The 25,658-nt window shown below is 68.1% G+C and carries 27 protein-coding genes and 2 pseudogenes; 15 read left to right on the forward strand and 14 right to left on the reverse strand.

The window, feature by feature from the left end:
* Positions 1-26: 26 nt before the first annotated feature.
* The 6 genes and pseudogenes from fadD6 to EXE63_RS23015 form a co-directional block, all read left to right on the forward strand.
* Positions 27-1,664, forward strand: a pseudogene (fadD6, locus tag EXE63_RS22990) (long-chain-acyl-CoA synthetase FadD6); the annotation flags it as partial.
* A gap of 19 nt (positions 1,665-1,683) precedes the next feature.
* Positions 1,684-2,626 (forward strand): annotated as a pseudogene (gene folP / locus EXE63_RS22995) (dihydropteroate synthase).
* A 35-nt stretch (positions 2,627-2,661) separates the two neighbouring features.
* Complete coding sequence (locus EXE63_RS23000) at positions 2,662-3,594, forward strand: glucosyl-3-phosphoglycerate synthase (protein ID WP_209999877.1); 933 nt, start codon at positions 2,662-2,664, stop codon at positions 3,592-3,594.
* A gap of 38 nt (positions 3,595-3,632) precedes the next feature.
* Positions 3,633-3,989: a DivIVA domain-containing protein gene (locus EXE63_RS23005; protein ID WP_168143837.1), complete on the forward strand. Its 357-nt coding sequence runs from the start codon at positions 3,633-3,635 to the stop codon at positions 3,987-3,989.
* Positions 3,986-4,570, forward strand: coding sequence for a DNA-3-methyladenine glycosylase I (locus EXE63_RS23010; RefSeq protein WP_168143838.1), 585 nt, complete (start codon positions 3,986-3,988; stop codon positions 4,568-4,570). Before EXE63_RS23005 ends, EXE63_RS23010 begins: the two co-directional genes overlap by 4 nt.
* 164 nt (positions 4,571-4,734) lie before the next feature.
* On the forward strand, positions 4,735-4,902 hold the full coding sequence (locus EXE63_RS23015; protein ID WP_005059648.1) for a DUF3117 domain-containing protein: 168 nt from the start codon (positions 4,735-4,737) through the stop codon (positions 4,900-4,902).
* Here EXE63_RS23015 and glgA read toward each other — a convergent pair whose 3' ends face one another.
* Positions 4,903-6,066 carry a glycogen synthase gene (gene glgA, locus EXE63_RS23020; RefSeq protein WP_209999881.1) on the reverse strand — a complete coding sequence of 388 codons (1,164 nt, stop codon included), beginning with the start codon at positions 6,064-6,066 and terminating at the stop codon, positions 4,903-4,905. It abuts the gene before it with no gap.
* 164 nt (positions 6,067-6,230) lie between these two features.
* Between glgA and glgC the strand changes: the two genes are divergently transcribed.
* Positions 6,231-7,445, forward strand: a complete 1,215-nt coding sequence (gene glgC, locus EXE63_RS23025; protein WP_168143839.1) for a glucose-1-phosphate adenylyltransferase — start codon at positions 6,231-6,233, stop codon at positions 7,443-7,445.
* Positions 7,446-7,564: 119 nt separating this feature from the next.
* Positions 7,565-7,990 carry a diguanylate cyclase domain-containing protein gene (locus EXE63_RS23030; protein ID WP_168143840.1) on the forward strand — a complete coding sequence of 142 codons (426 nt, stop codon included), beginning with the start codon at positions 7,565-7,567 and terminating at the stop codon, positions 7,988-7,990.
* Here the strand turns inward: EXE63_RS23030 and EXE63_RS23035 are convergent.
* The 7 genes from EXE63_RS23035 to EXE63_RS23065 form a co-directional block, all read right to left on the reverse strand.
* Positions 7,966-8,559, reverse strand: coding sequence for a DUF4126 domain-containing protein (locus tag EXE63_RS23035; RefSeq protein ID WP_168143841.1), 594 nt, complete (start codon positions 8,557-8,559; stop codon positions 7,966-7,968). The genes EXE63_RS23030 and EXE63_RS23035 overlap by 25 nt on opposite strands.
* 34 nt (positions 8,560-8,593) lie before the next feature.
* Complete coding sequence (locus tag EXE63_RS23040; protein WP_168143842.1) at positions 8,594-8,788, reverse strand: hypothetical protein; 195 nt, start codon at positions 8,786-8,788, stop codon at positions 8,594-8,596.
* Positions 8,789-8,836: 48 nt separating this feature from the next.
* The gene (locus tag EXE63_RS23045) at positions 8,837-9,499 is read right to left on the reverse strand and encodes a methyltransferase family protein (RefSeq protein WP_168143843.1); all 663 of its coding nucleotides are present in this window, start codon (positions 9,497-9,499) and stop codon (positions 8,837-8,839) included.
* A complete protein-coding gene (locus tag EXE63_RS23050) occupies positions 9,496-11,109 on the reverse strand; it encodes an ABC transporter permease (protein ID WP_168143844.1) in 1,614 nt (537 codons plus the stop codon). Before EXE63_RS23050 ends, EXE63_RS23045 begins: the two co-directional genes overlap by 4 nt.
* Positions 11,110-12,000, reverse strand: a complete 891-nt coding sequence (locus EXE63_RS23055) for an ABC transporter ATP-binding protein (protein WP_168143845.1) — start codon at positions 11,998-12,000, stop codon at positions 11,110-11,112. It lies immediately after the preceding gene.
* Positions 12,000-12,659 carry a TetR/AcrR family transcriptional regulator gene (locus tag EXE63_RS23060; protein WP_168143846.1) on the reverse strand — a complete coding sequence of 220 codons (660 nt, stop codon included), beginning with the start codon at positions 12,657-12,659 and terminating at the stop codon, positions 12,000-12,002. Before EXE63_RS23060 ends, EXE63_RS23055 begins: the two co-directional genes overlap by 1 nt.
* A gap of 131 nt (positions 12,660-12,790) precedes the next feature.
* The gene (locus EXE63_RS23065) at positions 12,791-13,432 is read right to left on the reverse strand and encodes an O-methyltransferase (RefSeq protein ID WP_168143847.1); all 642 of its coding nucleotides are present in this window, start codon (positions 13,430-13,432) and stop codon (positions 12,791-12,793) included.
* Between the two features lie 351 nt (positions 13,433-13,783).
* Here EXE63_RS23065 and sigE point away from each other — a divergent pair, with 351 nt between their 5' ends.
* The 4 genes from sigE (at position 13,784) to tatB (ending at position 16,851) form a co-directional block, all read left to right on the forward strand.
* Positions 13,784-14,398, forward strand: coding sequence for an RNA polymerase sigma factor SigE (sigE, locus tag EXE63_RS23070; RefSeq protein ID WP_168143848.1), 615 nt, complete (start codon positions 13,784-13,786; stop codon positions 14,396-14,398).
* Positions 14,399-14,487: 89 nt separating this feature from the next.
* A complete protein-coding gene (gene rseA / locus EXE63_RS23075; RefSeq protein ID WP_168143849.1) occupies positions 14,488-14,883 on the forward strand; it encodes an anti-sigma E factor RseA in 396 nt (131 codons plus the stop codon).
* A 68-nt stretch (positions 14,884-14,951) separates the two neighbouring features.
* Complete coding sequence (gene htrA / locus EXE63_RS23080; RefSeq protein ID WP_168143850.1) at positions 14,952-16,442, forward strand: serine protease HtrA; 1,491 nt, start codon at positions 14,952-14,954, stop codon at positions 16,440-16,442.
* Between the two features lies 1 nt (position 16,443).
* Positions 16,444-16,851: a Sec-independent protein translocase protein TatB gene (tatB, locus tag EXE63_RS23085; RefSeq protein WP_168145723.1), complete on the forward strand. Its 408-nt coding sequence runs from the start codon at positions 16,444-16,446 to the stop codon at positions 16,849-16,851.
* On the opposite strand, the gene EXE63_RS23090 is transcribed toward tatB, so the two are convergent.
* A complete protein-coding gene (locus EXE63_RS23090; RefSeq protein WP_168143851.1) occupies positions 16,848-17,990 on the reverse strand; it encodes an Mrp/NBP35 family ATP-binding protein in 1,143 nt (380 codons plus the stop codon). The genes tatB and EXE63_RS23090 overlap by 4 nt on opposite strands.
* A 140-nt stretch (positions 17,991-18,130) precedes the next feature.
* Here EXE63_RS23090 and EXE63_RS23095 point away from each other — a divergent pair, with 140 nt between their 5' ends.
* Complete coding sequence (locus EXE63_RS23095) at positions 18,131-19,222, forward strand: IS110 family RNA-guided transposase (protein WP_168143852.1); 1,092 nt, start codon at positions 18,131-18,133, stop codon at positions 19,220-19,222.
* A 322-nt stretch (positions 19,223-19,544) separates the two neighbouring features.
* Here the strand turns inward: EXE63_RS23095 and EXE63_RS23100 are convergent, their stop codons facing one another.
* The 3 genes from EXE63_RS23100 to EXE63_RS23110 form a co-directional block, all read right to left on the reverse strand.
* Positions 19,545-20,828, reverse strand: a complete 1,284-nt coding sequence (locus EXE63_RS23100; RefSeq protein WP_168143853.1) for a lytic transglycosylase domain-containing protein — start codon at positions 20,826-20,828, stop codon at positions 19,545-19,547.
* Between the two features lie 154 nt (positions 20,829-20,982).
* Positions 20,983-21,540: a DUF1003 domain-containing protein gene (locus EXE63_RS23105; RefSeq protein ID WP_168143854.1), complete on the reverse strand. Its 558-nt coding sequence runs from the start codon at positions 21,538-21,540 to the stop codon at positions 20,983-20,985.
* Positions 21,537-22,832, reverse strand: coding sequence for a magnesium transporter MgtE N-terminal domain-containing protein (locus tag EXE63_RS23110; RefSeq protein ID WP_168143855.1), 1,296 nt, complete (start codon positions 22,830-22,832; stop codon positions 21,537-21,539). Before EXE63_RS23110 ends, EXE63_RS23105 begins: the two co-directional genes overlap by 4 nt.
* A gap of 25 nt (positions 22,833-22,857) precedes the next feature.
* Between EXE63_RS23110 and EXE63_RS23115 the strand changes: the two genes are divergently transcribed.
* Positions 22,858-23,817: an HpcH/HpaI aldolase/citrate lyase family protein gene (locus EXE63_RS23115; RefSeq protein ID WP_168143856.1), complete on the forward strand. Its 960-nt coding sequence runs from the start codon at positions 22,858-22,860 to the stop codon at positions 23,815-23,817.
* Here the strand turns inward: EXE63_RS23115 and EXE63_RS23120 are convergent.
* Together EXE63_RS23120 and EXE63_RS23125 are read right to left on the reverse strand one after the other, a co-directional pair.
* The gene (locus EXE63_RS23120) at positions 23,814-24,266 is read right to left on the reverse strand and encodes a DUF4190 domain-containing protein (RefSeq protein WP_168143857.1); all 453 of its coding nucleotides are present in this window, start codon (positions 24,264-24,266) and stop codon (positions 23,814-23,816) included. The two genes, EXE63_RS23115 and EXE63_RS23120, sit on opposite strands and share 4 nt — an antisense overlap.
* Positions 24,263-24,937: a DUF4190 domain-containing protein gene (locus EXE63_RS23125; RefSeq protein WP_168143858.1), complete on the reverse strand. Its 675-nt coding sequence runs from the start codon at positions 24,935-24,937 to the stop codon at positions 24,263-24,265. The genes EXE63_RS23120 and EXE63_RS23125 overlap by 4 nt, the downstream gene beginning before the upstream one ends.
* Positions 24,938-25,101: 164 nt before the next feature.
* Here EXE63_RS23125 and EXE63_RS23130 point away from each other — a divergent pair, with 164 nt between their 5' ends.
* A complete protein-coding gene (locus tag EXE63_RS23130; protein ID WP_168143859.1) occupies positions 25,102-25,614 on the forward strand; it encodes a YflT domain-containing protein in 513 nt (170 codons plus the stop codon).
* Positions 25,615-25,658 lie beyond the last annotated feature (44 nt).

Raw genomic sequence — 25,658 nt, forward strand, 5'->3', positions numbered from 1 at the left:
TCGCCACCAAGATCCCGGGGCTGCTGATGGACGCGCCGGCGATCGTGCGGGGTGTGGTCACCGGGATGGGTGCCCGGCCCACGGCCAAGACATCGATCGGCAAGGTCTTCCAGGACCGGGCCGCCCAGTACGGCGACCGGGTGTTCCTCAAGTTCGAGGACCAACGGATCACCTACCGGCAGGCAAACGAGACCGTCAACCGCTACGCCGCGGTGCTGGCCGCCAGGGGCGTGGGCCACGGTGACGTCGTCGGCATCATGTTGCGCAACTCCCCGGACTCGGTGTTGCTGATGCTGGCCACCGTCAAATGCGGGGCCACCGCCGGCATGCTCAACTACCACCAGCGGGGCAACGTGCTGGCGCACAGCATCGGCCTGCTGAACGCCAAGGCCGTCGTCGCCGAAGCAGACCTGGTGGAACCGATCACCGAGAGCGGCGTGGAAACCGAAGGCCTGGTCACCCTCGACGAATTGCGGCAGGCCGCCACCACCGCGCCCACCACCAACCCGGCCGCGACGGCGGCGGTGCTGGCCAAGGACAAGGCCTTCTACATCTTCACCTCGGGCACCACCGGAATGCCCAAGGCCAGTGTGATGACCCACTACCGCTGGCTGCGCGCGTTGGCCGGATTCGGCGGCCTCGGACTGCGCCTGAACAGCAACGACACCCTCTACTGCTGCCTGCCGCTCTATCACAACAATGCGCTGACGGTGTCGGTCGGTTCGGCGCTGAACGCGGGAGCGTCACTCGCCCTGGGCAAGTCGTTCTCCGCGTCGCGGTTCTGGGACGAGGTGATCGGCCACGAGGCCACCGCGTTCGTCTACATCGGCGAGATCTGCGGATACCTGCTCAACCAGCCGCCCAAGCCGACCGACCGCGCCCACAAGGTGCGGGTCATCGTCGGTAACGGGCTGCGCCCGGCCATCTGGGACCAGTTCACCAAACGCTTCGGCATCGGCCGGGTCTGCGAATTCTACGGCGCCAGTGAGGGAAACACGGCTTTCGTCAATGTGTTCAATGTTTCCAAGTCGACCGGCATCTGCCCGAGCCCGGTGGCGTTCGTCGAATACGACCTCGACACCGGGGAACCCGCACGCGCTGCGGACGGCCGGCTGCGCAAGGTCAAGCGCGGCCAGCCCGGCCTGCTGCTGAGCAAGGTCAGCAGCTTCCAGCCGTTCGACGGCTATACCGACAAGTCGGCATCCGAGAAGAAGCTCGTGCGGGACGCCTTCAAGGACGGCGACGTCTGGTTCAACACCGGGGACCTGATGCGGTCCCAGGGTTTCGGGCACGCCGCCTTCGCCGACCGGCTCGGCGACACCTTCCGGTGGAAGGGCGAGAACGTCGCGACCACCGAGGTGGAGGCCGGCCTGTCCGGCGATGCGCAGGTGGAGGAGGCGACCGTGTTCGGCGTCGAGGTGCCCGGTGCCGGTGGCCGCGCGGGCATGGTGGCGCTGCAGCTCAAGTCCGGCGCCGAGTTCGACGGGGCCGCCCTGGCACGAACCGCCTATGCGCACCTGCCGCCCTATGCGGTGCCGCTGTTCGTGCGGATCGTGCCGGAGCTGGCGCACACCTCCACGTTCAAGAGCCAGAAGGTCGAACTGCGCAAGCAGGGGTACGGCGAGGACATCGAGGACCCCCTGTACGTGCTGGCCGGCCGCGAGGAGGGTTACGTGCCCTTCTATCCGGAGTACGCCGACGAGGTCAAGGACGGGAAGCGCCCCGCGTCCTGAGCGCTAGCCTGGACAGCGTGCAGTCGACCTTCCTGGGCCGCCCGGTCGCCGGTGACCGGGCGATGATCATGGCGATCGTCAACCGCACGCCGGATTCCTTCTATGATCGTGGCGCGACGTTCACCGACGAGGCCGCCATGGAGGCCGCCCACCGCAAGATCGCCGACGGTGCCGACGTCATCGACATCGGCGGGGTGAAGGCCGGCCCAGGCAACACCGTGGACGCCGACGAGGAGATCGCGCGGGTGGTGCCGTTCATCGAATGGTTGCGCGGCGCCTACCCCGATCAGCTGATCAGCGTGGACACCTGGCGCGCGACGGTGGCCAAGCAGGCCTGTGCGGCGGGCGCGGACCTCATCAACGACACCTGGGCGGGCGCTGACCCCGGCCTGCCGGAGGTCGCCGCGGAGTTCGGCGCCGGGCTGGTCTGCTCACACACCGGCGGGGCGGTCCCGCGGACCCGGCCGTTCCGGGTGAATTACGGCACCAGCGAACGCGGTGTGGTCGACGATGTGATCGCCGAAGTGACCGCTGCCGCCGAACATGCCGTGTCGGTGGGGGTGTCGCGGGACGCGATCTTGATCGATCCGACCCACGATTTCGGCAAGAACACTTACCACGGTCTTAGTTTGTTGCGCCACGTGAAAGATCTTGTAAACACGGGATGGCCTGTCCTGATGGCCCTGAGTAACAAGGATTTTGTCGGGGAGACTCTGGGTGTGGGACTGACCGAACGCCTGGAGGGCACGCTGGCGGCGACGGCTCTGGCCGCCGCCGACGGAGCCGCCATGTTCCGGGTGCATGAGGTCGGACCCACTCGACGCGTACTGGAAATGGTCGCGTCGATCCACGGATCGCGTCCACCGACGCGCACGGTGAGGGGACTGGCATGACGGTGCTATCTGAGCTGACACCAGAACTGACCGCAATGAACGACACTGACGCTGTGTCAGGGCACCGCTGGATGGCAGACCACAGCTTTGGTCGGCCGTCCTGGACCGTGGAGGAGCTGATCGCCGCCAAGGCGGGCCGCACCATCTCGGTGGTGCTGCCGGCGCTCAACGAGGAGGAAACCGTCGCCTCGGTGGTGGAGACCATCACCCCGCTGCTGGGCGGGCTGGTCGACGAGCTGATCGTGCTGGACTCCGGCTCGACCGATGACACCGAGATCCGGGCGGTCGCCGCGGGCGCCCGCGTGGTGACCCGTGAGCAGGCCCTGCCCGAGGTGCCGCCCAACCCCGGCAAGGGTGAGGTGCTGTGGCGCTCGCTCGCCGCCACCACCGGCGATCTGGTCGTCTTCGTCGATTCGGACCTGATCGACCCCGATCCGATGTTCGTGCCCAAGCTGCTCGGCCCGCTGCTGACCACCGATGGTGTGCACCTGGTCAAGGGGTTCTACCGGCGGCCGCTCAAGGTCAGCGGCAGCGAGGACAAGAACGGCGGCGGGCGTGTCACCGAACTCGTCGCGCGGCCGCTGCTGGCGGCACTGCGACCGGAGCTGACCTGTCTGCTGCAGCCGCTGGGCGGCGAGTACGCGGGCACCCGCGAGCTGCTGACCTCGGTGCCGTTCGCGCCCGCCTACGGTGTCGAGATCGGTCTGCTGATCGACACCTACGACCGCCTCGGCCTGGACGGTATCGCTCAGGTCAACCTGGGCGTGCGCGAACATCGCAACCGCCCGCTGACCGAGCTGGCCGCGATGAGCCGGCAGGTGATCGCCACCCTGCTGAGCCGCTGCGGCGTTCCCGACTCGGGCGTGGGGCTGACGCAGTTCTTCGCCGACGGTGACGACTACACCCCGCGCACCTCCACGGTGTCGCTGGCCGACCGGCCGCCGATGAACACCTTGCGGCCGCGTTAGGCGGTTTCCTTGTCACACCGGTAGGGCAGTATCGAGGCGTGACGCTGATACTGATGTACCTGGTGGTGCTGATCCTGGTCGGCACGGTGTTGTTTGCCCTGGGCAGTGTGTTGTTCGGCCGCGGTGAGCAGTTGCCGCCGCTGCCGCGCGCCACCACAGCGACCGTGCTGCCGGCGTCGGGAGTGACCGGAGCCGACGTCGACGACGTCAAGTTCACCCAGACGCTGCGCGGGTACAAGACCAGCGAGGTGGACTGGGTGCTCGACCGCCTCGGCGCCGAACTCGATTCGCTGCGTGGTGAGTTGGCCGCGGTGCGGGCCGCCCACGGGCTCGAGGGCAGCGAGGACCGGCCGGCGGTCCACGAGGCCGCCCACGCCAGACCGGACGAGTCATGAGCGTGCCGGTCGCCGATGACGGACAGGTCCGATGTGGCTGGGTGCCAACCGATTCCAGCCCCAACGGGGTGCTCTACCGGCAGTATCACGACACCGAGTGGGGCAAGCGGCTACGCGGGACCGTGCCGCTGTTCGAGCGGGTCAGTCTGGAGGCCTTCCAGAGCGGTCTGTCCTGGCTGACGATCCTGCGCAAGCGCGATGGGTTTCGGCACGCGTTCGCGGGGTTCGACATCGAGAAGGTCGCGCGGTTCACCGACCGCGACATCGCCCGTCTGATGGAGGATGCCGCCATCGTGCGCAACCGCGCGAAGATCGAGGCGACCATCAACAACGCCCGCGCGATCGCGGAGCTCGATATCGACCTGTCCGATTTGCTGTGGTCGTTCGCGCCGCCGCCAAGGGCCCGCCCTGCGGAACTGTCCGAGGTGCCCGCGGTCACGCCGGAATCCACCGCCATGGCCAAGGAACTCAAGCGCCGGGGCTTTCGTTTCGTGGGCCCGACAACGGCCTATGCCCTGATGCAGGCGACCGGGATGGTCGACGATCACATCGCCTCGTGTTGGGTGCCCGCGGCGGCGTGAGCGTTATCTTTCCGGTCACGGTCCGCGCGTTTCGCCGGGTCTTTTCACATCGCAGCGGCGCTATAGGGAACAATAGGATTAGTTCAGTAGCAATTCTGTGCCGGTTGACGCCGGCTTGATCGGGTCCGTTCAGTGCGGGCCGGCTCATGCGGAGGGAGCACACGATGGCGGCGATGAAGCCCCGGACCGGTGACGGTCCATTGGAAGCGACCAAAGAGGGGCGCGGCATCGTGATGCGGGTACCACTGGAAGGCGGAGGTCGGCTCGTCGTCGAGCTCACCCCCGATGAGGCCGCCGCGCTCGGCGACGAACTCAAGAACGTGACGAGCTAGCTAGCTCGTCACCAGGTTGTAGATCTGAAGGGTCTCCTCGGCGATACGCGCCCAGGAGAACTCTTCGATACAGCGCTGCCGCCCGGCCTCGCCGTAGCGGCGTGCGCGGTCCGGTTCGGCGACCAGCGCGTTGACCGCATCGGCCAGCCGCGTCTCGAAGGACACCGTGTCGTTGGCGTCGTAGTGCACCAGCAGCCCGGTTTCGTCATCGGCGACCACCTCGGGAATGCCGCCCACATCGGAGGCGACGACGGCCGTCGAACAGGCCATCGCCTCGAGGTTCACGATGCCCAGCGGTTCATACACCGAAGGGCAGACGAAAACCGTTGATGCCGACAATATTTCGCGAATCTTGCCGACAGGCAGCATCTCTCGCACCCAGAACACGCCCGAACGCGCGGCCGCCAGCTCCTGGACCGCTGAGCCGATCTCCGCGGCGATCTCGGGAGTGTCGGGGGCGCCGGCGCACAGCACCAGCTGGATGTCGGGGTCGAACCGGTGCGCCGCGGCAACCAGATGCGCCACCCCCTTCTGCCGGGTGATCCGGCCCACGAACGCGACGATCGGGCGGCTGGGGTCGACACCCAGCTCGGCCAGCACCGAACCCTCGGCTTCGGGCGGGCTCGGGAACCAGACCGTCGTGTCGATCCCATTGCGCACCACATGCACCCGGGCCGGATCGAGGGCGGGGTAGGTGGCCAGCACGTCGCTGCGCATCCCGGAGCTGACGGCGATCACCGCATCGGCGGCTTCCACGGCCGTGCGTTCCACCCAGGACGACACCCGGTACCCACCGCCTAGCTGCTCGGCCTTCCACGGCCGCATCGGTTCCAGCGAATGCGCGGTCAGTACGTGCGGGATGCCGTGCAGCAGCGAGGCCAGATGCCCGGCCATCCCGGTGTACCAGGTGTGCGAGTGCGCGACGGTCGCCCCGGCCGCGGCATTGGCCATCACCAGGTCGGCCGACAGCGTGGACAGCGCCGGATTGGCGGCCGCCAGTGCCGGGTCGGGTGCGGCGACGATCGCGGTATCGCGCGGTGCGCCCATGCAGTGCACGTCGACCTCGCAGAGTTTTCGCAGCTGGGCGACGAGCTCCGTCACGTGCACGCCTGCTCCGCCGTAGACCTCCGGCGGATACTCCCGAGACATCATCGCCACCCGCATGGTGTGCACCGTAACCGGCGAGACTTCGCCGCGCACCCCTCATCCAGTTCCCGAATCATGATCATCGCCCCAACGCCTGCACGAGTGCCCAAACTCCTTGACTTGCAGCACTTCGATCGGGCGATTGGCTAGCCGCACTGCCGCAGGCCAGATAGGTTGGCAGCATGAGGGAAGCGCCACATGTGCTGGGAATCGTCCTGGCTGGGGGGGAGGGTAAGCGCCTTTACCCGTTGACGGCGGATCGCGCGAAGCCGGCGGTGCCCTTCGGCGGCGGTTACCGGTTGATCGATTTCGTGCTGTCCAATCTCGTCAACGCGCGATTCCTGCGGATCTGTGTTCTGACGCAATACAAATCGCATTCGCTGGACCGGCACATCTCGCAGAACTGGCGGCTGTCGGGTTTGGCGGGTGAGTACATCACCCCCGTCCCGGCGCAGCAGCGACTCGGTCCGCGTTGGTACACCGGCTCCGCCGATGCGATCTACCAGTCGATGAACCTGATCTACGACGAGGACCCGGACTACATCGTGATCTTCGGTGCCGATCACGTGTACCGGATGGATCCCGAGCAGATGCTGCAGCACCACATCGAGAGCGGCGCCGGTGCGACGGTGGCCGGCATCCGGGTGCCGCGGGCGGAGGCCTCGGCCTTCGGCTGCATCGACGCCGACGAGTCGGGCCGGATCCGTGGCTGGGTGGAGAAGCCCTCCGACCCGCCCGGCACCCCCGACGATCCCGAGTCGACATTCGCCTCGATGGGCAACTACATCTTCACCACCAAGGTGCTCATCGACGCCATCAAGGCCGACGCCGACGAGGACACCTCCGATCACGATATGGGCGGCGACATCATCCCGCGGCTGGTGGCCGACGGGATGGCCTCGGTCTACGACTTCAAGGACAACGAGGTGCCCGGCGCGACCGAGCGTGACCACGGGTACTGGCGCGATGTCGGCACCCTGGATGCGTTCTACGACGCGCACATGGACCTGGTGTCGGTGCATCCGGTGTTCAACCTCTACAACAAGCGCTGGCCGATCCGCGGCGGCTCGGAGAACCTGGCACCCGCCAAGTTCGTCAACGGCGGCTCCGCGCAGGAGTCCGTGGTGGGCGCGGGCAGCATCATCTCGGCGGCTTCGGTCCGTAATTCGGTGCTGTCGTCCAACGTGGCCATCGACGACGGAGCGATCGTCGAGGGCAGCGTGTTGATGCCCGGGGTCCGCATCGGCCGTGGTGCGGTGGTGCGCCGGGCGATCCTGGACAAGAACGTCGTCGTCGGCCCCGGGGAAATGGTCGGTGTCGACCTGGACAAGGACCGCGAACGGTTCTCCATCAGCTCCGGGGGCGTGGTCGCCGTCGGTAAGGGCGTGTGGATCTGACGGCCCACGCCGCACCCGTTCTTCGACGCGCTGTGCCGCCGGGTGCCCTGCTCGGCGATGAAGGCACATGAGCTGGTGGGCAAGCGCGCCAGTGAGAACATGCATCCCGATGGGTGTCGGTGCGCGACACCTCGCGGCGCAAGGAACTTGAAACAGAGTTGGTACACAACGCATCCCACGATGTGTTGACCGGACTGCCGCACCGGGCGCTGCGCTACGAACGGCTGGCAGCCGAGATCGAGCACGGCGGTGAGTTCGCGGTGCTTTGTGTCGACCTCGACGGGTTCAAACGGGTCAACGACGAGTTCGTCATCATCCACGTCACCGACGCGCCGCCGCTGGAATCGGCAGTGGCTTTGGCGCAGTGCGTGATCGAGGCCGCATCCGCCCCGATGGCCGTGGCCGAATGGTCCGGAAGTATCGGGATCGCCCTCGCGGCGGGTTCGCCCGCGCACGGCGAGGACATCCTGCGCGCTGCGGACAGGGCGATGTATGAGGCGAAGGCCTCGGGGCGCAACGCCTACCGGATCGCCGGGTCCGTGTGACGGCGCCTTCGCCACCGCCACACTCCGAACGCCGCGAACGCGACGGCCGCCAGCGCGACGAGGACCAGCAGTGGCAACAGCAGTGACACGAAGACCAGGCCCACACTGGTGATGTCCTCGGCGGTGCTCAATACCGGGGCGGCCATCCCCGCCGACCCGATGTTGGCGACGGGGCGCACCGCCGATTTGGTCAACGAGACGATCAGCGCGGTGACGATGCCGATGACGACCCCGATCCACTGACCCGATGAGGCGAATGCGCCCGGGTCGGCGACCACGGCGGTCTGCGCGGCGGTGCCGGACCCGAAAACGATGCCACCGGCGGTCGGCCGCACAAACGTCTGGACGGCGTCGTTCACCGAGTCCAGCGCCGGAATCTTGTCGGCAACGATCTCGACGGCCAGCAGCACTCCGACGATGAGCATCACCCAGCCGTTCTCCAGCCAGGCCCACCCCACGGGCAGCGATACCAACTCGGTGTATCGCGACAGCAGTCCCAGCGCCAGCAGCGGAATGTAGGCGTTCAGCCCCGCCGCTGTGGCCAGCCCGAAACCGGTCAGCAACTCCATGGATTCAGTATGTGGCCGACGCCGCCGGATCGGATCAATTCGGGCGGCGGGTGTTCCTGGTGGTGGTCCGGGACGGCTTCTCGTGCCGGGGCACCGCCGGCAGATCCCTGATCTTGCGGCCCTTTCCCGCCACGGTGGCCAGCGAGCGGCGGCATCGGGGGCAGATCGGTTTGCCCTCGATATCGACCGTCCAACTCTTCCCGCTGCCCGGGCATGCTTTGTCGGTCATGACCAGCACTGTATCCAGGGCAACGGGGTCACCTCAATCGGCGGTCGCTCACCACAGGTAGGGCACCAGCCGATACCGCACCCGCGTCCGGTATTCGGGGTAGCCGGTCAGTTCCTCGGTGAGCATCTGCTCCTCATCGCGAATGCGTGCCACGATCACCGGTGCCGACGCCGCCACACCGAGCAACCCCCACAGCGAGCCCAGGGCCAACGGGGTGCCGACCATCATGACGGCCGCGCCGGTGTACATCGGGTGACGCACCAACCCGTAGAGCCCGGTGGACACCAGTGGCTGGTCGGCCTCGACCCGGACCGTCGCCGCCGCATAGTGGTTCTGCATCACGACGAGCTGGGCGACACTGAGTCCGGCGGCGACCAGGACGTTGCCGGTGACGACGAGCCACATCGGCACCTGCGACCAGCCGAAGCGGTGATCGAGCGACGAGAGCACGAATGTCGCGACCACCAGGGCCACCGTGAGGGTCATGATGATCCGTTGCGCGGGACGGGTTTCGGCGGAGGGACCGGCCTTCAGCCGCCGGGTCAGTGCGTCCGGGTGGCGGACCGCCAGGTAGATGCTCGGCAGGATGGTCGTCGCGATGAACACCGCCAGGAAGACCCAGGCCTGCCAGTAGTCGAAGGTGCCTGCCGGCCAGAACAACACGGCGATGAAGAAGGCGAGCCCCAGGACGGTCTGCACGATCAGTTTCATACGGCGTCCCGCGTTCGATAGATCGAACCGGCGAGCAGCGTCCCGGCGGTCGCGACGGCCAGCATGGTCACCAGCGCGGTGACCGGGAAGTCGGTGGGTGCCGTGGTCTGCCCGACGGGCGAGGCGTCCAACAGCCACTGCGGCAGTCGCAGCAGCGCACCGAGATACAGGCTCAGCACGACGAATGTCACAGCCAGCCAGCCGATCCAGGGCTTGCGCAGGGCGACGGCAAGCGCAGCGACCGCGGAAAGGACCGCCATGGCCGGAAGGAAGGTCAGCCCGGCGAGAGTCAGTCGCCAGACGGCGGCCGGCTCGCCGACGGACAGGGCGGCGCCCAGACCGTTGCCCAGACCCGCGCAGAACAGCAGTGCGGCCGCACCGGTCAGCGCCGCGGCCACCGATGTCAGCAGCCACTGCCAACGCGACACCGCGGCGGCCAGCACCGGCTCGGACAGACCGGATTGCTCGTCGCTGAACGTGCGCAACACGGCGGACACCACGTAGGCGCCGACCACGGCGGCCAGGAACTGCGACATGGTGGTGTGCACACCGTCGGTGCCCGACACTGCGAGCATCCGGGCCAGCAACTCGTTCTGCTGCGCGGCATTCAGCAGTGATTTCGTCATGGACCCGAATGCCAGGCCGGCCAGGAACAACCCGGTGCCCCAGCCGATCAACTGGCCGCGCTGCAGGGTCAGATGCAGGACGAAGACGTTCGGGATCGGGTGCGCGTCCGGACGTTCACCGCTGGAGGCGATGATGCCCTCGTCGTACTGACGCCGGGATTCCAGCACCGCGGCGGTGACCACCAGCGTTGCGGTGAGTCCGATCAGCAGCAGCAGCGGCCACCAGCGCAGGTCCACGAAGGACCGCATCTGCTGAGCCCATGCGATGGGGGAGAACCAGCTCAGCACGCTGCCCGAGTTGTCGATGACATCACCGATGCCGCGAACCAGTGCGGCCAGCGCGAGGGCGCCCATCGCCGCACCCATCGCGGTGCGAGCCTGCCGCCACAGCTGGGCGGTGACGGCCGCCAGTGCACCAAAAACCGTTGCCGCACCGGTGATACCGAGGCTCATCGCGGCACTGTCGGTGACACTGAAGCCGTTGCCGACAAGCGCCACGGTCATGGTGACGGCGAGAACGGCATTGACGGCACCCACCAGGATCAGCGCGGCGCCCGTGCGGGCGTGGCGGCCGACCACCGAGGACAGCACGAGTTCGGCAGCACCGCTTTCCTCGTCACGGCGGGTGTGCCTGATGACGGTGAGGACGGCCAGGATCGAGCTGGCAACGATCATGGTCAGCATCAGTTCATTGGCGATCATGGCACCCAGCGCGGTCTCGTTGCCGCCGAACATCGGGCCGCTCATCATGATCCCGGCCGGGGTCTGCATCAGGCTGACGCGGGCCAGGCGCTGTTCCCCGGCCGGGTAGGCCATCTCGAGTGCACCCGGGGTGTACGCCATCAGCAGGGTGAGCAACGCGAGCCATACCGTGAGCCGGATACGGTCGCGGCGCAACGCCAACCGCAGCAGTGGGGCAGTGCCGGTCAGTGGTGACCCCGCCGCGCCGGCCCGGTGACTGGTCTGCGATGCGGCGGTGCTCACCTAACTCACCCCCTGGTACTCGCGCAGGAACAGGTCTTCCAGTGAGGCCGGCGCCACCGCGAGTTCGTCGATGCCGAGTCCGGCGAGACGGTCCATGGTGGTGCCGAGATCGGCACGGTCCACCGAGAAGCTGATCTGCCCGTCGTGTGCGGCGAAGTCGTGGACGAAGGGCAGCCGGTGCAACTGGGCGCCGTCGCCTCGGGTGCGGGCGGTGACGGTGGTGCGCATCAGATGGCGCAGTTCGGTGAGGGTCCCCGAACGCACGGTGCGCCCGGCCCGGATGATGGTGACGTTGTCGCAGAGCTTCTCGACCTCGGCGAGGATGTGACTGGACAACAGCACCGCCGCGCCGCGGTCGGCCACCTCGGCGACGCACTGTTGAAAGTTCTTCTCCATCAAGGGATCCAGGCCCGATGTCGGCTCGTCGAGGATGTACAACTCTGCATCGGTGCTGAAGGCGGCGACGATGGCGACCTTCTGCCGGTTGCCCTTGGAGTAGGTGCGGGCGGATTTGTGCGGGTCCAGTTCGAAACGCCGGATCAGTTCATCGCGACGCCGGATGTCGACACTGCCGCCGCGCAGCCGTGCCAGGAAGTCGATGGCCTGCGCGCCGGTGAGATTCGGCCACAGCGTGACATCGCCCGGCACGTAGGCGATCCGGCGGTGCAGCGCGACCGCGTCGCGCCAGGGATCGCCGCCCAGCAGTCGCACCGTCCCGGCGTCGGCGCGCAGCAGGCCGAGCAGGATCCGGATGGTCGTCGACTTTCCGGCGCCGTTGGGTCCGAGGAATCCGGTGACATCGCCGGGGGCGACGGTCAGGTCCAGACCGTCGAGTGCCGTGCTGCGGCCGAATCTCTTCGTGAGCCCGCTGATCTCGACTGCGTTGGTCATCACTGCTCTCCTTGTTCGGGTGCGCTGAATGCGACGCCCTGCTCGCGTTTGGCCACGAAGGCGTCGTACATCGTGGAGTCGGTCATCAGGCCGTTGGTGTAGACCTCAAGGGCCGGCAGCACCATGTCTTCGGCGTAGTCGCGCAGGACCGCCCGCACGTCGGTCGGGTTGTCGTGCAGCTGCAGATAGAGCAGGAACCCGCCGCCGCCCATCATCCCCAGGTATCTGGCCCGCGCCTTGGGATCTCGGCTCGGCTTGAGCGTCCCGGCTTGCACACCCGCCTCGAGGTATTGCTCGGTGTTCTCGATCATCCTGTGCCAAAGCGACTTTGCAAGATCGTTGCCGGACTGCATGCTGCGCACCAGGTAGGCCATCATCGGCGCGTAGTCCTCGATCTCGGCCATCTGGGCGAGCCATGTTGCCGGATCCGAGGACTGGATGGATTCGGATTTTGCGCTGCGGATCTGCTCGGCGATGTGGTCGTCACAGGCCTTGCGCAGGCCGTCCTTGGAGCCGAAGTGGTGGATGACCAACCCCGCGCTGACCCCGGCGGCGGTCGCGATCGCGCGGACGCCGGTGCTGAACCCGTGTTCGCCGAACTGCCGGATCGCCGCGTCGCGGATACGTGCGGTGGTCGTCAGATCATCGGCTGAACGCATGTTCAATAGGCTAAACGCGCGTTCAGTGCAGGGTCAAGGGGTGGCCGCGAGATTGCGGTTACCGCGTGAAAGTGCGAGTGGACCCCGCGAGAAGTGCAATCTCGCGGGGAACTGCGCGCGAAAAAGGGAAGCTAGTCGCGGGCGGCGGCGAGCAGCCCGTCGCCCAGCGGGATCAGCACCGGAATGAAGCGCTCGTCCTCGGCGATCAGGCGGGCGGCCTCACGCACCGCGGCGACCTCGGCGTCGTTGGCCGACGCATCACCGGCGCGCCCGCCGAGTGCGGCGCGGTGCACCACGATCGCCCCGCCGGGGCGCAGCAACCGCACACCCTCGGCGACATACTGCGGCTGATCGGCCGGGGCGGCGTCGACGAACACCAGGTCGTAGGACTCATCGGCCAGCCTGGTCAGGACGTCCTGGGCGCGTCCGCTGATCAGCCGGGTGCGCGACGCGCCGACGCCGGCCTCGGTGAATGCCTGCTTGGCCAGTCGCTGGTGCTCGGGTTCGACGTCGATCGTGGTCAGCACACCGTCCTCGCGCATACCGGCCAGCAGCCACAGCCCGCTCACACCGGCCCCGGTGCCCACCTCGACCACGGCTTTCGCGCCGGTCAGCCGGGCCAGCACGCTCAGCAGCGCGCCGACGGCCGGCGTCACCGCACCCGCGCCGCTGTCCACCGCACGTTCCCGTGCCGCGGCGGTCACCGCGTCCTCGGAGATCGACGCCTCCGCGTGCGAGACGATCGACTGGGCGGCGTCGTCGGTGCTGGCCATGCCCGCAGCGTAGAGCGAACAACGACCGGTGCGACCCCGACACGCCCGCCCCTGATACGAGAATCACACCGGATCTCACCTGGTTTTACCTGGTCGAACCGTGGGTAATCCGCATTCTCAGGAATTGTTCAGTTTGCTCATATGCCAGGCACACCCCGGTCGGAGACGGTACTTCCCATGGAACACGGCGAAAGCTTGCGATCACGGAATACGGACGGCCTCGGCCACGTTTCCAACGACAACGCGCAGACGCCGACCAAAACGGCCTGCCACCTTGATACGGAGGATCCGACGATCGCCAACGCTGCAGCTTCCGCAAGCGCGGGGAGCCCTGTTGCCAGCCCCGTCTCCATGCCCCATCTGGAGCAGTACACCGACGGCGATTGGGTCGAACCCTCCGACGAACTGACCGGTACCGCCGTGTTCGATGCCACCGGCGACAAGGCCGCCATGCCGTCCTGGGACGAGCTGGTCCGCCAGCACGCCGACCGGGTGTACCGGCTGGCCTACCGCCTCTCGGGCAACCCTCAAGACGCCGAGGACCTGACCCAGGAGACCTTCATCCGGGTCTTCCGCTCCGTGCAGAACTACCAGCCCGGCACCTTCGAGGGCTGGTTGCACCGCATCACCACGAACCTGTTCCTCGACATGGTGCGGCGCCGGACCCGGATCCGCATGGAGGCGCTGCCCGAGGACTACGACCGGGTGCCGGCCGAGGACCCCAACCCCGAGCAGATCTATCACGACTCGCGCCTGGGCCCCGACCTGCAGGCCGCCCTTGACTCGCTGCCGCCGGAGTTCCGCGCGGCCGTCGTCCTTTGCGATATCGAGGGTTTGTCCTACGAGGAGATCGGCGCCACCCTCGGTGTGAAGCTCGGCACCGTCCGTAGCCGCATCCACCGTGGTCGGCAGGCGCTGCGTGAGCATCTGGCCAAGCATTCGGATCAGCTGACCGCCTTCGCCTGAGCGTCACGGGTGTGAGGGGCGGGATACCGCGCTACATTCAAATGAGCAGTGTGTGTTCAAAGGCGCGGCGTTCCGAGAGGAGTCGGGTGATGGCTGACCCGGGCGATGTGTTCCGTCGCGCTTTCTCGTGGCTGCCTGCCCAGTTCGCCTCGCAGAGCAGCGAGCCGGTGGGGCCGCGCCGTTTCGGCTCCACCGAGCACCTCTCCACCGAGGCCATCGCGGCCTTCGTCGACGGAGAACTGCGGATGACCGCGCATCTGCGCGCCGGACATCACCTCTCGTTGTGCCCATTGTGCGCCGGCGAGGTCGATGCCCAGCGCCAGGCCCGCTCGGCGCTGCGCGACGCCTGTCCGATCGCGATGCCCAATTCTCTGTTGGGTCTGCTGTCTCAGATTCCGGACCGCAATCCCGAGACGCCAGTCCCCGAGGAAGCCACTCAGCAGGTGGCCGAAGGCGCAGGTCGCGCCCGGCGCAAGCGCCGGTAGGCTTGGTGCAAGAGATTCAGTCGCGGGTGCCGTCGGTGGCGCGCGCTTGAGCGGGGAGTGATGCACGGGTGACCAATCAGGACCAATCGGGCACTAACCCGCGTCTGGCGCCTCGTCCGGTTTCACGTCCGCCCGTCGACCCGGCGTCACAGCGCGCCTTCGGCCGGCCCGACGGTGTGTCCGGCTCGTTCCTGGGCGCGGACAAGCATCGCGATCAGGGCGACTACACCCCGAAGAACCAGTCGCCGGATCCCGTACTGGCCGAGGCCTTCGGTCGGCCCTACGCGGGCGGTGACTCCCTGCAGCGTCACCCGGCCGACGCCGGCGCGCTGGAGGCCGAACGCGATATCGACGCCGAAGACGTCGACGATCCCTGGCGCGACCCGTCCGCCGCCGCGGCACTCGGAGCGCCGGCGGCGGCGCCGAGCGCTCCCGTGGTGGTGCAGGCGCCGCAGGGCAAGCTTGGCGTGCGCGACGTGCTCTTCGGCCGCAAGGTGTCGATCACCGCGCTGGCGATCCTGGCTATCATGGCGCTGGTCATCGGCGCTCTCGGCGGCGTCGTCGGCCGCAGGACCGCCGAGGTGGTGGAGGCATTCACCACCTCCAAGGTCACCCTGGAGACCAGCGACCGGCCCGCTGAGCCGGCCGGACAGTTCGCCGACGTTGCCGCCGCCGTCGCCGATTCGGTGGTCACCATCGAAGCGACCAGCGACCAGGAGGGCTCGCAGGGCTCCGGTGTCGTGATCGACGGGCGCGGCTACATCGTGACCAACAACCACGTCATCTCCGAGGCCGCGATCAACCCGAGCAAGTACAAGATGACCGTCGTGTTCAACGACGGCAAGGAGGTCCCGGCCAACCTCGTCGGTCGTGACCCCAAGACCGACCTGGCGGTGATCAAGGTCGACAACGTCGACAACCTCAGCGTCGCGAAGCTGGGCGATTCGGAGAAGCTCCAGGTCGGCGAGCAGGTGATCGCGGCGGGCGCCCCGTTGGGGCTGCGCAGCACCGTCACCCACGGCATCATCAGCGCGCTGCACCGCCCGCTGCCGCTGTCCGGCGACGGCTCCGATACCGACACCGTCATCGACGGTGTGCAGACCGACGCCTCGATCAACCACGGCAACTCCGGCGGCCCGCTGATCAACATGGCCGCCGAGGTCATCGGCATCAACACCGCCGGCAAGTCACTGTCCGACAGCGCCAGCGGTCTGGGCTTCGCCATCCCGGTCAACGAGGTCAAGGATGTGGCGCAGAAGCTCATCGAGGCCGGCAAGATCTCGCACCCCACCCTGGGTCTGACCGCCCGTTCGGCCAGCAACGACCTGGCCTCCGGCGCACAGATCGCCGATGTCAAGGTCGGCGGTCCCGCGGAGCGGGGCGGGATCCTGGAGAACGACGTGGTCGTCAAGGTCGGGGACCGCGATGTCGCCGACGCCGACGAGTTCGTCGTCGCGGTGCGTCAGCTCAAGATCGGTGAGCCCGCCCCGATCGAGGTCGTCCGCGACGGTCGCCGCGTCACCCTGACCGTCACTCCGATCGGTGACGGCGCCGCCTGAGATGTTCGCGAATGTCGGCTGGGGCGAGATGCTGTTGTTGGTGGTGGCCGGGCTGGTCATCCTCGGCCCCGAACGACTGCCCGGAGCGATCCGCTGGACCTCCGGCGCGGTCCGCCAGGCCCGCGAGTACCTCAGCGGGGCGACCAGCCAGCTGCGACAGGACCTCGGGCCGGAATTCGAGGATCTGCGTGAGCCGCTGAGCGAGCTGCAGAAGCTGCGCGGGATGACACCGCGTGCGGCGCTGACCAAGCATCTGCTCGACGGCGACGACTCGTTCCTGACCGGCAACTTCGACAAGCCGGTCAAGCCGGTGTCCCCGGACGCACCTCAACCCGCGCCGGACCCGACGCCGCCGGTCGAGGGCGGCCCGCCGGTCACCGGTGCGCGCTTCGACAGCGACGCGACCTAACGTCCGGCGGGGTCCAGCCCCAGCGACATCCCGGCCAGGCCACGCTTGCGTGCCCCGAGCGCGTCGGCGACCTTGCGCAGCTCCTTGGCGGCCGGGGAGTCGGGAGTCGACAACACCAGCGGAATGCCGGAGTCGCCGGCGGATACCAGGCTGGGTTCCAGCGGAATCTGGCCCAGCAGCGGCACATCGGCGCCGATCGACCGGGTCAGTGACGCCGACACCTGCGCGCCGCCGCCCGACCCGAAGATGTCCATCACGGTGCCGTCCGGCAGGGTCAGCCCCGCCATGTTCTCCACCACGCCGACGATGCGCTGACGGGTCTGCAGGGCGATCGCGCCGGCGCGTTCGGCAACCTCGGCCGCTGCCGACTGCGGGGTGGTGACCACCAGGATCTCCGCACCCGGGATGAGCTGCGACACCGAGATGGCGATATCGCCGGTGCCCGGCGGCAGGTCCAGCAGCAGCACGTCCAGATCGCCCCAGTAGACATCGGCCAGGAACTGCTGCAGCGCCCGGTGCAGCATCGGTCCGCGCCACACCACCGGGGTGTTGCCCTGGGTGAACATCGCGATCGAGATGACCTTCACCTCATGCGCGATCGGAGGCAGGATCATCGAATCGACCTGGGTGGGCCGGTCCACCACGCCGAGCATCCGCGGCACCGAGTGGCCGTAGATGTCGGCATCGAGCACGCCGACCGACAGGCCGCGGGCGGCCATCGCCGCCGCCAGATTGACGGTGACACTGGACTTTCCGACGCCACCCTTGCCGGAGGCCACCGCGTAGACGCGGGTCAGCGAGTTGGGCTGGGCGAACGGGATCACCGGCTCACGCGAGTCGCCGCGCAGCAGCTTGCGCAGCTCGGCGCGCTGCTCGTCGTTCATCACGTCGAGGCTGACCTTGACCGCACCGGTGCCCGGGACGTCGGTGACGGCGGCGGTCACCTTGTCGGTGATCTCGTTCTTCTTCGGGCAGGCCGAGGTGGTCAGATAGATCTCGACGTGCACGCCGGCGTCGGCGTCGACGGTGACGCCTTTGACCATGCCCACTTCGGTGATCGGGCGCCGCAGTTCGGGATCGACGACCTTGCTCAGCGCAGCACGAACCGCGGCTTCCAGGTCGGTATGTGTCGATGACATCACCCGCGAGTCTAGACGGTATGAGGTGACCGTCGGCTGTTATCGGGGGTTGCGGGCCGGGGCCTCGCTCACCCATGTTCGTGGGTTACCGGGTGGGTAGTGGGCCCGCCCGGTCTATCCAACAGTGGTGGGAGGCCCCGGTGTTCACTGAGCGTACGAGTATTGGGCTGGACGTGCACGCACGTTCGGTCGCGGCGGCAGCAATCGATGGGATGACCGGTCAGGTGACCCAGACCCGGTTGACGCCGTCTTACGAGCACATCCAGGACTGGATCAAACAGGTGCCTGGTCCGGTGGCGGTTGCCTACGAGGCCGGCCCCACGGGTTTTGGACTGTATCGCGCACTGACCAGTGCAGGAATTCGGTGCGAGGTGGTCGCACCATCGAAGCTGCAGAAACCCGCCGGAGATCGGGTGAAGACCGATGCTCGCGACGCCTTGCACTTGGCCCGGCTGCTGCGCTTAGACGAGGTCACCTCGGTGGCGATCCCGAGCCTGAACCAGGAAGCATGCCGCGATTTGGTGCGCGCCCGCGAAGACTGCCGCGGTGATCTGATGCGGGCCCGTCATCGACTGTCCAAGCTGCTGCTGCGCCACGGCATCGTCTACTACGGCGGCCACGCCTGGACGGGTACCCATGATCGCTGGCTGCGCACTGATGCTGTGACCCGGCTGCAGATGCCAGCCACACGGATGGCCTTCGACGCCGATTACGAGCATGTACTGATGCTGCAGGCCCGACGCGACCGCTTGGACGCAGCGATCCACGAAGTCGCCGCCAACAGCGAGTTCACCCCCATCGTGCGTCGGGTGTCGTGTCTTCGCGGCGTAAGCACCTTGACCGGCTTCGCACTGGCGGTTGAGATCGGCGACTGGAACAGATTCACCGGCAACACGATCGGCTCCTTCGTCGGACTGGTGCCCTCGGAACACTCGTCGGGTTCGGCACGGGTGCAGGGACCGATCACCAAGACCGGCAACACCCACGTACGCCGCCTGCTCGTCGAAGCAGCCTGGCATCACCGACCTCGCTATCGTGTCGGACCGGTGATGCGGTCACGGTGGGAACTGGCCCCGGTCGCCGCCCGTGCCCGTGGTGACGAGGGCAACCGACGCTTGCATCACCGGTGGGTGGGCTTTCTGGCCCGCCGCAAGCGGTCCACGGTGGCCAATGTTGCGGTCGCCCGCGAACTGGCCGGCTGGTGCTGGTCGCTGGCGGTCATGGACGACTAACCGCCACCCAAGCTGCTTCCTTGGTCACGGTGGTGGCAGCGCGTGGATCGACCCGCGACCGGCCTATGAGCAGACCCCTGAAAGGGGGCCGACGCTCGATTCTAGACACGCGGATACGATCCAGCCGAAACACCGTCCTGCGGTGACCAATCCGCGAATATCAGTCTGACCGCGCGTCGCCAACCGACACGCTCACCACACGGACCCAGGAAGCAACGAGGCGCCGCCGGGGATAACTTTCCCGGCGGCGCCTCACCCTGCCTATTGACAAACTTCCCTACATATCAGGCCGCGACGACGGACCTTCGGTCCGCCGGGCCGACTACGCGGCGGGGCCGGGTGCGGGACCGAGCGCGGCTGGCACCGCGGGAGGCGCCGGAGCCGCGGGGGGAGGCGGGGCAAACGGGTTGAACGGCGCGGGCGGTGCGGCGGCCGGCGGTGGCGGTGCGAACGGGTTGAACGGCGCCGCCGGAGCGGCCGGGGGCGGCGGTGCGAACGGGTTGAACGGTGCGGCCGCCGGGGGTGGCGGTGCGAACGGGTTGAACGGCGCCGCCGGAGCTGGCGTGTTCTCACCGAGACAGAACACCGCACAGTTCGGGACGGCCGCAGGCTCACCGGGCCCCGGTGGCACCGGCAGGCGGTCGGCCACATCGGCGCGGCCCAGGTCGAAGAACGGCATGACGGCCATCGGGTCGGTCGACGGTAACCCCAGTGCGTTCAACGGCAACCCGGGTCCAAGGCCCTCTGCATTGGTGTCCAGGTGCACGTTGCCCATGCCCAGCGCGGGAACGGGTCCGGTGATGGGCGGCAAGTTCACCGGCACCACGCCGGTGGCGTACGCGGCGGCCCAGCCCAGCACATTGCGCGCGTAGGCAACCGAGTTGTTGTAGCGCAGGATCGACGTCATGACCTGACTCTGATCGCGCATGTTCAGGCCACCGCTGCACAGATACCGGGCCGCGGCCAGCGTCGCGTCGTACAGGTTCTGCACTTCGGCCTTGCCGTCACCGTTGCCGTCGGAGGCGTACCGCGACCAGGTGCCCGGCAGGAACTGCATCGGGCCCATCGCCCGGGCGTAGGTGACCCGGTCGTTGTTTCGGCTCTGCACGATGATCTCGTTGCCGGGCAGGGTTCCGTCCAGGGCGGGCCCGAGAATGGGTTTGACCGCGGTGCCGTTGACATCGGTGGCGCCACCATTGGCGTGCATGGACTCGATACGGCCGATGCCGGCGAGCAGGTTCCAGCTCATCCCGCAGGTCGGCGCCGCAGAGGCCATCATCCGCTCGGCGTTGCGGTAGGCGTTCAGGGCGACCGTCGGAATGCGGAGGTTGCCGGGGGCACTCACCACGGCGGCCGGTGGCGGCGCGGACAGCGCGGTGCCCGCGGTCTGGAACGGGCGCGGTGTCTTCATGGCGGCCACCACGCTGACACCGGAATCGCTTTCGGGGGTGGTGACGACGGCCGCGAGCGGGGTCACGGTGGTCTCCAGCACGGGCTTGAGCACGGGAGCCGAAGCGCCCACGCCCAGCGTCAGGACCAGTGGGGTGAGGATGGCAATACCCAGCAACCCGCGGGTGGACGGCGCCGAATCAGCCACCGTGCGCATCAGTCGCCCTGCTCCGTGCCGCGCTGCAGCGAGGGCGGAGGCTCCCCCTTTGACCACTCAACCGTCCTAGATTTGCGGTACCCGACCGTTTGTGAACCAGGTCACCATACCCAGTCGCATGTCTTCGTGGTGCGGCAATGGGTGGCAAGGATTTTCATGCGCCCGGAGTCGGCTCGGAATCCGCTTCCGGCTGATCGCTCGGTGCGACCGGTTCGGCCGCGCGTTTGCCCTTGTTCTTCTTCGGTTTGGGCGGCACCAACTCCACCAGCATCTCGCGCAGCTCCTCGAGTTCGCGGCGCAGATAGTCGCGCGTGGCCATCTCGCCCACCGCCAGCCGTAGCGCGGCAAGTTCGCGGGCCAGGTATTCGGTGTCCGCCTTGGTCTGTTCGGCGCGCCGGCGGTCTTCTTCCAGCGAGACCCGGTCGCGGTTCTCCTGGCGGTTCTGCGCCAGCAGGATCAGCGGCGCGGCGTAGGCGGCCTGAGTTGAGAAGGCCAGGTTGAGCAGGATGAACGGGTATGGGTCCCACTGCAGGGCGAGCGCCGAGACGTTCAGCAGGATCCAGATGATGACGAACACGGTCTGCATCGCCAGATAGCGACCCGTGCCCAGGAACCGCGCGAAGGACTCGCCGAAACGGCCGGCCGCCTCGACGTCGAAGCGCGGGGTGAAGCGCCTACGCGACGAGCGCGGGGTGTCGATCCTGTCGCTCACGTTGACTTCTCCGTGGTGACGATCAGTGGCTCGGCCTCACGTGCGCGCCAATCGTCGGGCAACAGGTGATCGAGCACATCGTCGACCGACACCGCGCCGAGCAGATGGTTCTCCTCATCGACCACCGGCCCGCAGACCAGGTTGTAGGCGGCGAAATAGCGGGTCAGCGCGCCGAGTGTCTCCTCGGGGCGCAGGCTGGGCAGGTCCTTGTCCACGATGCCGCTGACCAGCTCGGCCGGTGGCTCCCGCAGCAGCCGCTGCAGGTGCACACAGCCCAGGTAGCGCCCGGTCGGTGTCGCGGTCGGTGGTCGCACCACGAATACCAGCGAGGCCAGTGCAGGTGTCAGGTCGGGGTCGCGGACCCGGGCCAGCGCCTCGGCGACCGTGGTGTCCGGTGCCAGCACCACCGGCTCGGAGGTCATCAGGCCGCCGGCGGTGTTGGGGGAGTGGCTGAGCAGGCGCCGCACATCCTCGGAGTCCTCCGGGTCCATCCGGCGCAGGAACTGTTCGGCGTCGGCCGGCGCCATCGACCCCAGTAGGTCCGCGGCGTCGTCGGGATCCATCGCCTCCAGCACGTCGGCCGCGCGTTCGGTCTTGAGCTGACGCAGCAGCGCAGCCTGTTCGTCCTCGGGCAGCTCCTGCAGTACGTCGGCGAGGCGTTCGTCGTCGAGGGCGTTGACCACTTCGAAGCGCCGTTTGGCGGGCAGCTCCCGGATTGCGTCGGCGACCTCGATCGGACGCTGGCCCTGGAACTGCTCGAGCAGCTGCGCGACACCCTGGTCGGGCATGGCCAATCCGGACGGTGTCAGCCCGTGCACGTGCTTCCAGTCGACAGGATAGATATTGCTGCGGCGCCCCAGCCGGCGCTGCGGGCGGACCGCCACCTTGGTGACCACCCAGTCCCGGGTGCGGGTCTGCTCGATACCGAGATCCACCACGACCACATCGAGACCGGCGAGCTGTTCGAGGTCGGGATCGTCGACCCGCACGCGTGTCTCCAGCACCTGACCCAGGGCGAGCACCTCACCGGGGCGCTGGGAGAACCGGCGCAGCGACACGTTGCCGGTGGTCAGGGTGACGGCGCTGGGCTCGATCGCGGTCACCCGCAGGATCGGCACGAAAATCCTTCTGCGGGTAAGCAGTTCGACGACCAGTCCGAGAACTCGCGGTTGTTGGCGGACGATGCTGATGCTGACCACCACATCGCGGACACGCCCGATCGACTCGCCGTCCGGGCCGAGGACGACCATGCCCGCCAGGCGGGCCGCATATACCCGGGTAACCGCCGCCATGGGTCAAAGCGTAGAGACTAGGGGCGTGGACAACGTGTATCGCCCCCGCCGAACATGTCTTTCGGTTCCGGGCAGCAGCGAGAAGATGATCGAGAAGGCCAAGACGCTGGCCGCCGATCAGGTGTTCCTCGACCTGGAGGACGCGGTGGCCGCCGACGCGAAGGCCGAGGCCCGGACCCGGGTCGCCGCGGAGTTGGCCGGGCCGGGCTGGGCAGGCGGATCGCTGCGCGGGGTGCGGGTCAACGACTGGACGACACCGTGGACCCATGCCGATGTCATCGAGGTGGTGGCCCGCGCCGGGGCGCATCTCGACATCATCGTGCTGCCCAAGGTGTCCGATGCCACCCATGTGCACGCACTGGACATGCTGCTCACCCAGTTGGAGAAGACCCACGGTCTGCCGTTGGGCCGCATCGGGATCGAGGCGCAGATCGAAGATGCGCAAGGTCTGACGAATATCGACGCGATCGCCGCCGCGCCGCGGATGCAGGCATTGGTGTTGGGCCCCGGTGACATGGCGGCCAGCCTCAACATGCGCACCCTGGAGGTCGGCGGGCAGCCCGAGGGATATGACATCGGCGACGCCCACCATCACGTGCTGATGCGGATCCTGGTGGCCGCCCGGGCACGCGGCCTGAATGCGATCGACGGCCCCTATGTGAAGGTGCGCGATGTCGACGGGTTCCGGCGGGTGGCGGGCCGGTCGGCCGCGCTCGGGTATGACGGTAAGTGGGTGCTGCACCCGGACCAGATCACCGCAGGCAACGAACTGTTCAGCCCGCGGCAGGCCGATTACGATCGCGCCGAACTGATCCTGGAGGCCTACGAGTGGCACACCTCGGCGGCCGGCGGCGCGCGCGGAGCGGTGATGCTCGGCGACGAGATGATCGACGAGGCCAGCCGCAAGATGGCGTTGGTGGTCGCGGGGAAGGGACGCGCCGCGGGGATGACGCGCACCGGCGAGCCGTACCGGCCGCCCGCCTAGACCAGGCTGAAGCCGCTGGCGAAGACACCGATCCACAACAGGACCATCAGCACCAGGCCGGCGGTGACCAGACCGCCGATGATGGCCGCGGCCAGGGCAAGACCGTATCCGTCCTGGCCGGTGCGCCTGGTCTCGCGCATGGCGATGACGCCGAGCACCAGGCCCGCGACCGACGGGAGACCACAGAACAGCAGGCCGATCAGGGCGGCGATCAGTGCGCCGACGGCCTTGCCGTTGGTACCGATCGGCTTCGCCGGCCGGTACGGGTCGTAGCCGGGGTACGCGGGGTAACCGGGCGGCGGATAGCCGGGTGCGCCCGGATAACCCGGCGGCCCGGGGAAACCGGCGTGCGGTCCCGGATAGACCGGCGGCGGCAGACCCGGATCGGCCGGGTAGTCCCACGGTGCGTTCGGATCGCCGGCAGGCGGCTGCGCAGGGCCCTCGCTCACAGCACCGCGACGGCGACGATGAGGCTGAACACCAGCGTCAGCGCGCCGACCGCGATGCCCGCCACCGCGAGTCCATGACCGCCCTGCTGGTTCTGCTTGATCTGGTTCAGCGCGACGAAGCCGAGCACGATGCCGATGATCGAGCCGATCCCGCAGAGGACCCCGGCAAGGGAGGCAATCAGCGAGCCGATCGCCAGGGAGTTCGTCCCGGGCTGCGGCGCAGGCCCGTAACCCCCGTAGCCGGGCGCCGCGCCGTAGGGCGGCGCCGGCGGGTAACCCGGAGGCGGCCCGCCGTACGGGGCGGCCCCGTACGGCGGCGCCGGCGGGTAGCCCGAGGGCGGCGGTGCGCCCTGGGGTGCGCCGTACCCGGGAGGGGGCGGGGGATAGCCGGTGGACGAATAGTCCGGTGGGGTGAATCCGGGCGGGGGATAGCCGGCGGACGGGCCGGGCTGCGCATAACTCGGCGGGGCGTCATAGCCGCCGTACGCGGGCGGTGGGGAGTAATCGGGGTAGCTCGGCGGCGGTGCGGGCTCGCCGGGCGCCTGCTCGATCGGCGGCGCCTCGTAGCCACCGGAGGCCGGCTCGGAAGCACTGTCGGCGGCATTCGGTTCCGAGCCCGAACGTGCATCCGATGGTGGGGTTGACCCTGCGTTCTCACCCGGATTGGTCATCCTGCAAACCTAGCGTACGTGCTGGTACCCGGGGTGATTCGAGTGCGGGGCGGCGCCGCGTGCGCACCCGCCGGGGGTTAGGGTTGTGGCATCGAACCCGCAGGTTGCGTGCCCGTCTGCACAGGTCGTGCAGCGCTGACGCGAACGAAGGAGAACGAGTAGCTATGACCGGTCCCCTCCAGCCCGGCAAGGACCCCGTCGGCAGACCGGGTGTGCGTGGCCCGTCGGCATTGCCGACCCCACCCAAAGGGTGGCCGATCGGGGCCTACCCGACCTACGCCGAGGCGCAGCGCGCGGTGGATTACCTCTCCGATCAACAGTTTCCGGTGCAGCAGGTGACCATCGTGGGTGTGGACCTGATGCAGGTCGAGCGGGTCACCGGCAGGCTGTCATGGCCCAAGGTGATCGGCGGTGGCGTGCTCTCGGGCGCCTGGCTGGGCCTGTTCATCGGCCTGATTCTCGGGTTCTTCAGTCCGAGCCCGTGGGGCGCATTGGCCACCGGGCTGATCGCCGGTGTGTTCTTCGGCCTCATCACCTCGGCCATTCCGTATGCGATGGCCCGCGGCACAAGAGATTTCAGCTCGACCATGCAACTCGTCGCGGGCCGCTATGACGTGCTGTGTGACCCGCAGAGCGCGGAGCAGGGGCGGGATCTGCTGGCGCGCTTGACGATCTGATGGGCGACGCGCCCAGGAAACGGTTGCATATTACGCGCTTGTAG

This window comes from Mycolicibacterium frederiksbergense, assembly GCF_012223425.1.
GTDB classification, from domain to species: Bacteria; Actinomycetota; Actinomycetes; order Mycobacteriales; family Mycobacteriaceae; genus Mycobacterium; species Mycobacterium frederiksbergense.

What these genes read in the sequence shown, in the direction of transcription:
- glgC (WP_168143839.1), top strand. Translation starts at nt 6,231, where the DNA reads ATGAGGGAAGCGCCACATGTGCTGGGAATCGTCCTGGCTGGGGGGGAG.
- EXE63_RS23055 (WP_168143845.1), bottom strand. Translation starts at nt 12,000, where the DNA reads ATGACCAACGCAGTCGAGATCAGCGGGCTCACGAAGAGATTCGGCCGC.
- EXE63_RS23100 (WP_168143853.1), bottom strand. Translation starts at nt 20,828, where the DNA reads ATGCGCACGGTGGCTGATTCGGCGCCGTCCACCCGCGGGTTGCTGGGT.
- sigE (WP_168143848.1), top strand. Translation starts at nt 13,784, where the DNA reads ATGCCCCATCTGGAGCAGTACACCGACGGCGATTGGGTCGAACCCTCC.
- tatB (WP_168145723.1), top strand. Translation starts at nt 16,444, where the DNA reads ATGTTCGCGAATGTCGGCTGGGGCGAGATGCTGTTGTTGGTGGTGGCC.
- EXE63_RS23125 (WP_168143858.1), bottom strand. Translation starts at nt 24,937, where the DNA reads ATGACCAATCCGGGTGAGAACGCAGGGTCAACCCCACCATCGGATGCA.
- EXE63_RS23040 (WP_168143842.1), bottom strand. Translation starts at nt 8,788, where the DNA reads ATGACCGACAAAGCATGCCCGGGCAGCGGGAAGAGTTGGACGGTCGAT.
- EXE63_RS23090 (WP_168143851.1), bottom strand. Translation starts at nt 17,990, where the DNA reads ATGTCATCGACACATACCGACCTGGAAGCCGCGGTTCGTGCTGCGCTG.
- EXE63_RS23130 (WP_168143859.1), top strand. Translation starts at nt 25,102, where the DNA reads ATGACCGGTCCCCTCCAGCCCGGCAAGGACCCCGTCGGCAGACCGGGT.
- EXE63_RS23110 (WP_168143855.1), bottom strand. Translation starts at nt 22,832, where the DNA reads ATGGCGGCGGTTACCCGGGTATATGCGGCCCGCCTGGCGGGCATGGTC.
- EXE63_RS23035 (WP_168143841.1), bottom strand. Translation starts at nt 8,559, where the DNA reads ATGGAGTTGCTGACCGGTTTCGGGCTGGCCACAGCGGCGGGGCTGAAC.
- EXE63_RS23010 (WP_168143838.1), top strand. Translation starts at nt 3,986, where the DNA reads ATGAGCGTGCCGGTCGCCGATGACGGACAGGTCCGATGTGGCTGGGTG.
- EXE63_RS23045 (WP_168143843.1), bottom strand. Translation starts at nt 9,499, where the DNA reads ATGAAACTGATCGTGCAGACCGTCCTGGGGCTCGCCTTCTTCATCGCC.
- EXE63_RS23060 (WP_168143846.1), bottom strand. Translation starts at nt 12,659, where the DNA reads ATGCGTTCAGCCGATGATCTGACGACCACCGCACGTATCCGCGACGCG.
- rseA (WP_168143849.1), top strand. Translation starts at nt 14,488, where the DNA reads ATGGCTGACCCGGGCGATGTGTTCCGTCGCGCTTTCTCGTGGCTGCCT.
- EXE63_RS23065 (WP_168143847.1), bottom strand. Translation starts at nt 13,432, where the DNA reads ATGGCCAGCACCGACGACGCCGCCCAGTCGATCGTCTCGCACGCGGAG.
- EXE63_RS23015 (WP_005059648.1), top strand. Translation starts at nt 4,735, where the DNA reads ATGGCGGCGATGAAGCCCCGGACCGGTGACGGTCCATTGGAAGCGACC.
- glgA (WP_209999881.1), bottom strand. Translation starts at nt 6,066, where the DNA reads ATGCGGGTGGCGATGATGTCTCGGGAGTATCCGCCGGAGGTCTACGGC.
- EXE63_RS23000 (WP_209999877.1), top strand. Translation starts at nt 2,662, where the DNA reads ATGAACGACACTGACGCTGTGTCAGGGCACCGCTGGATGGCAGACCAC.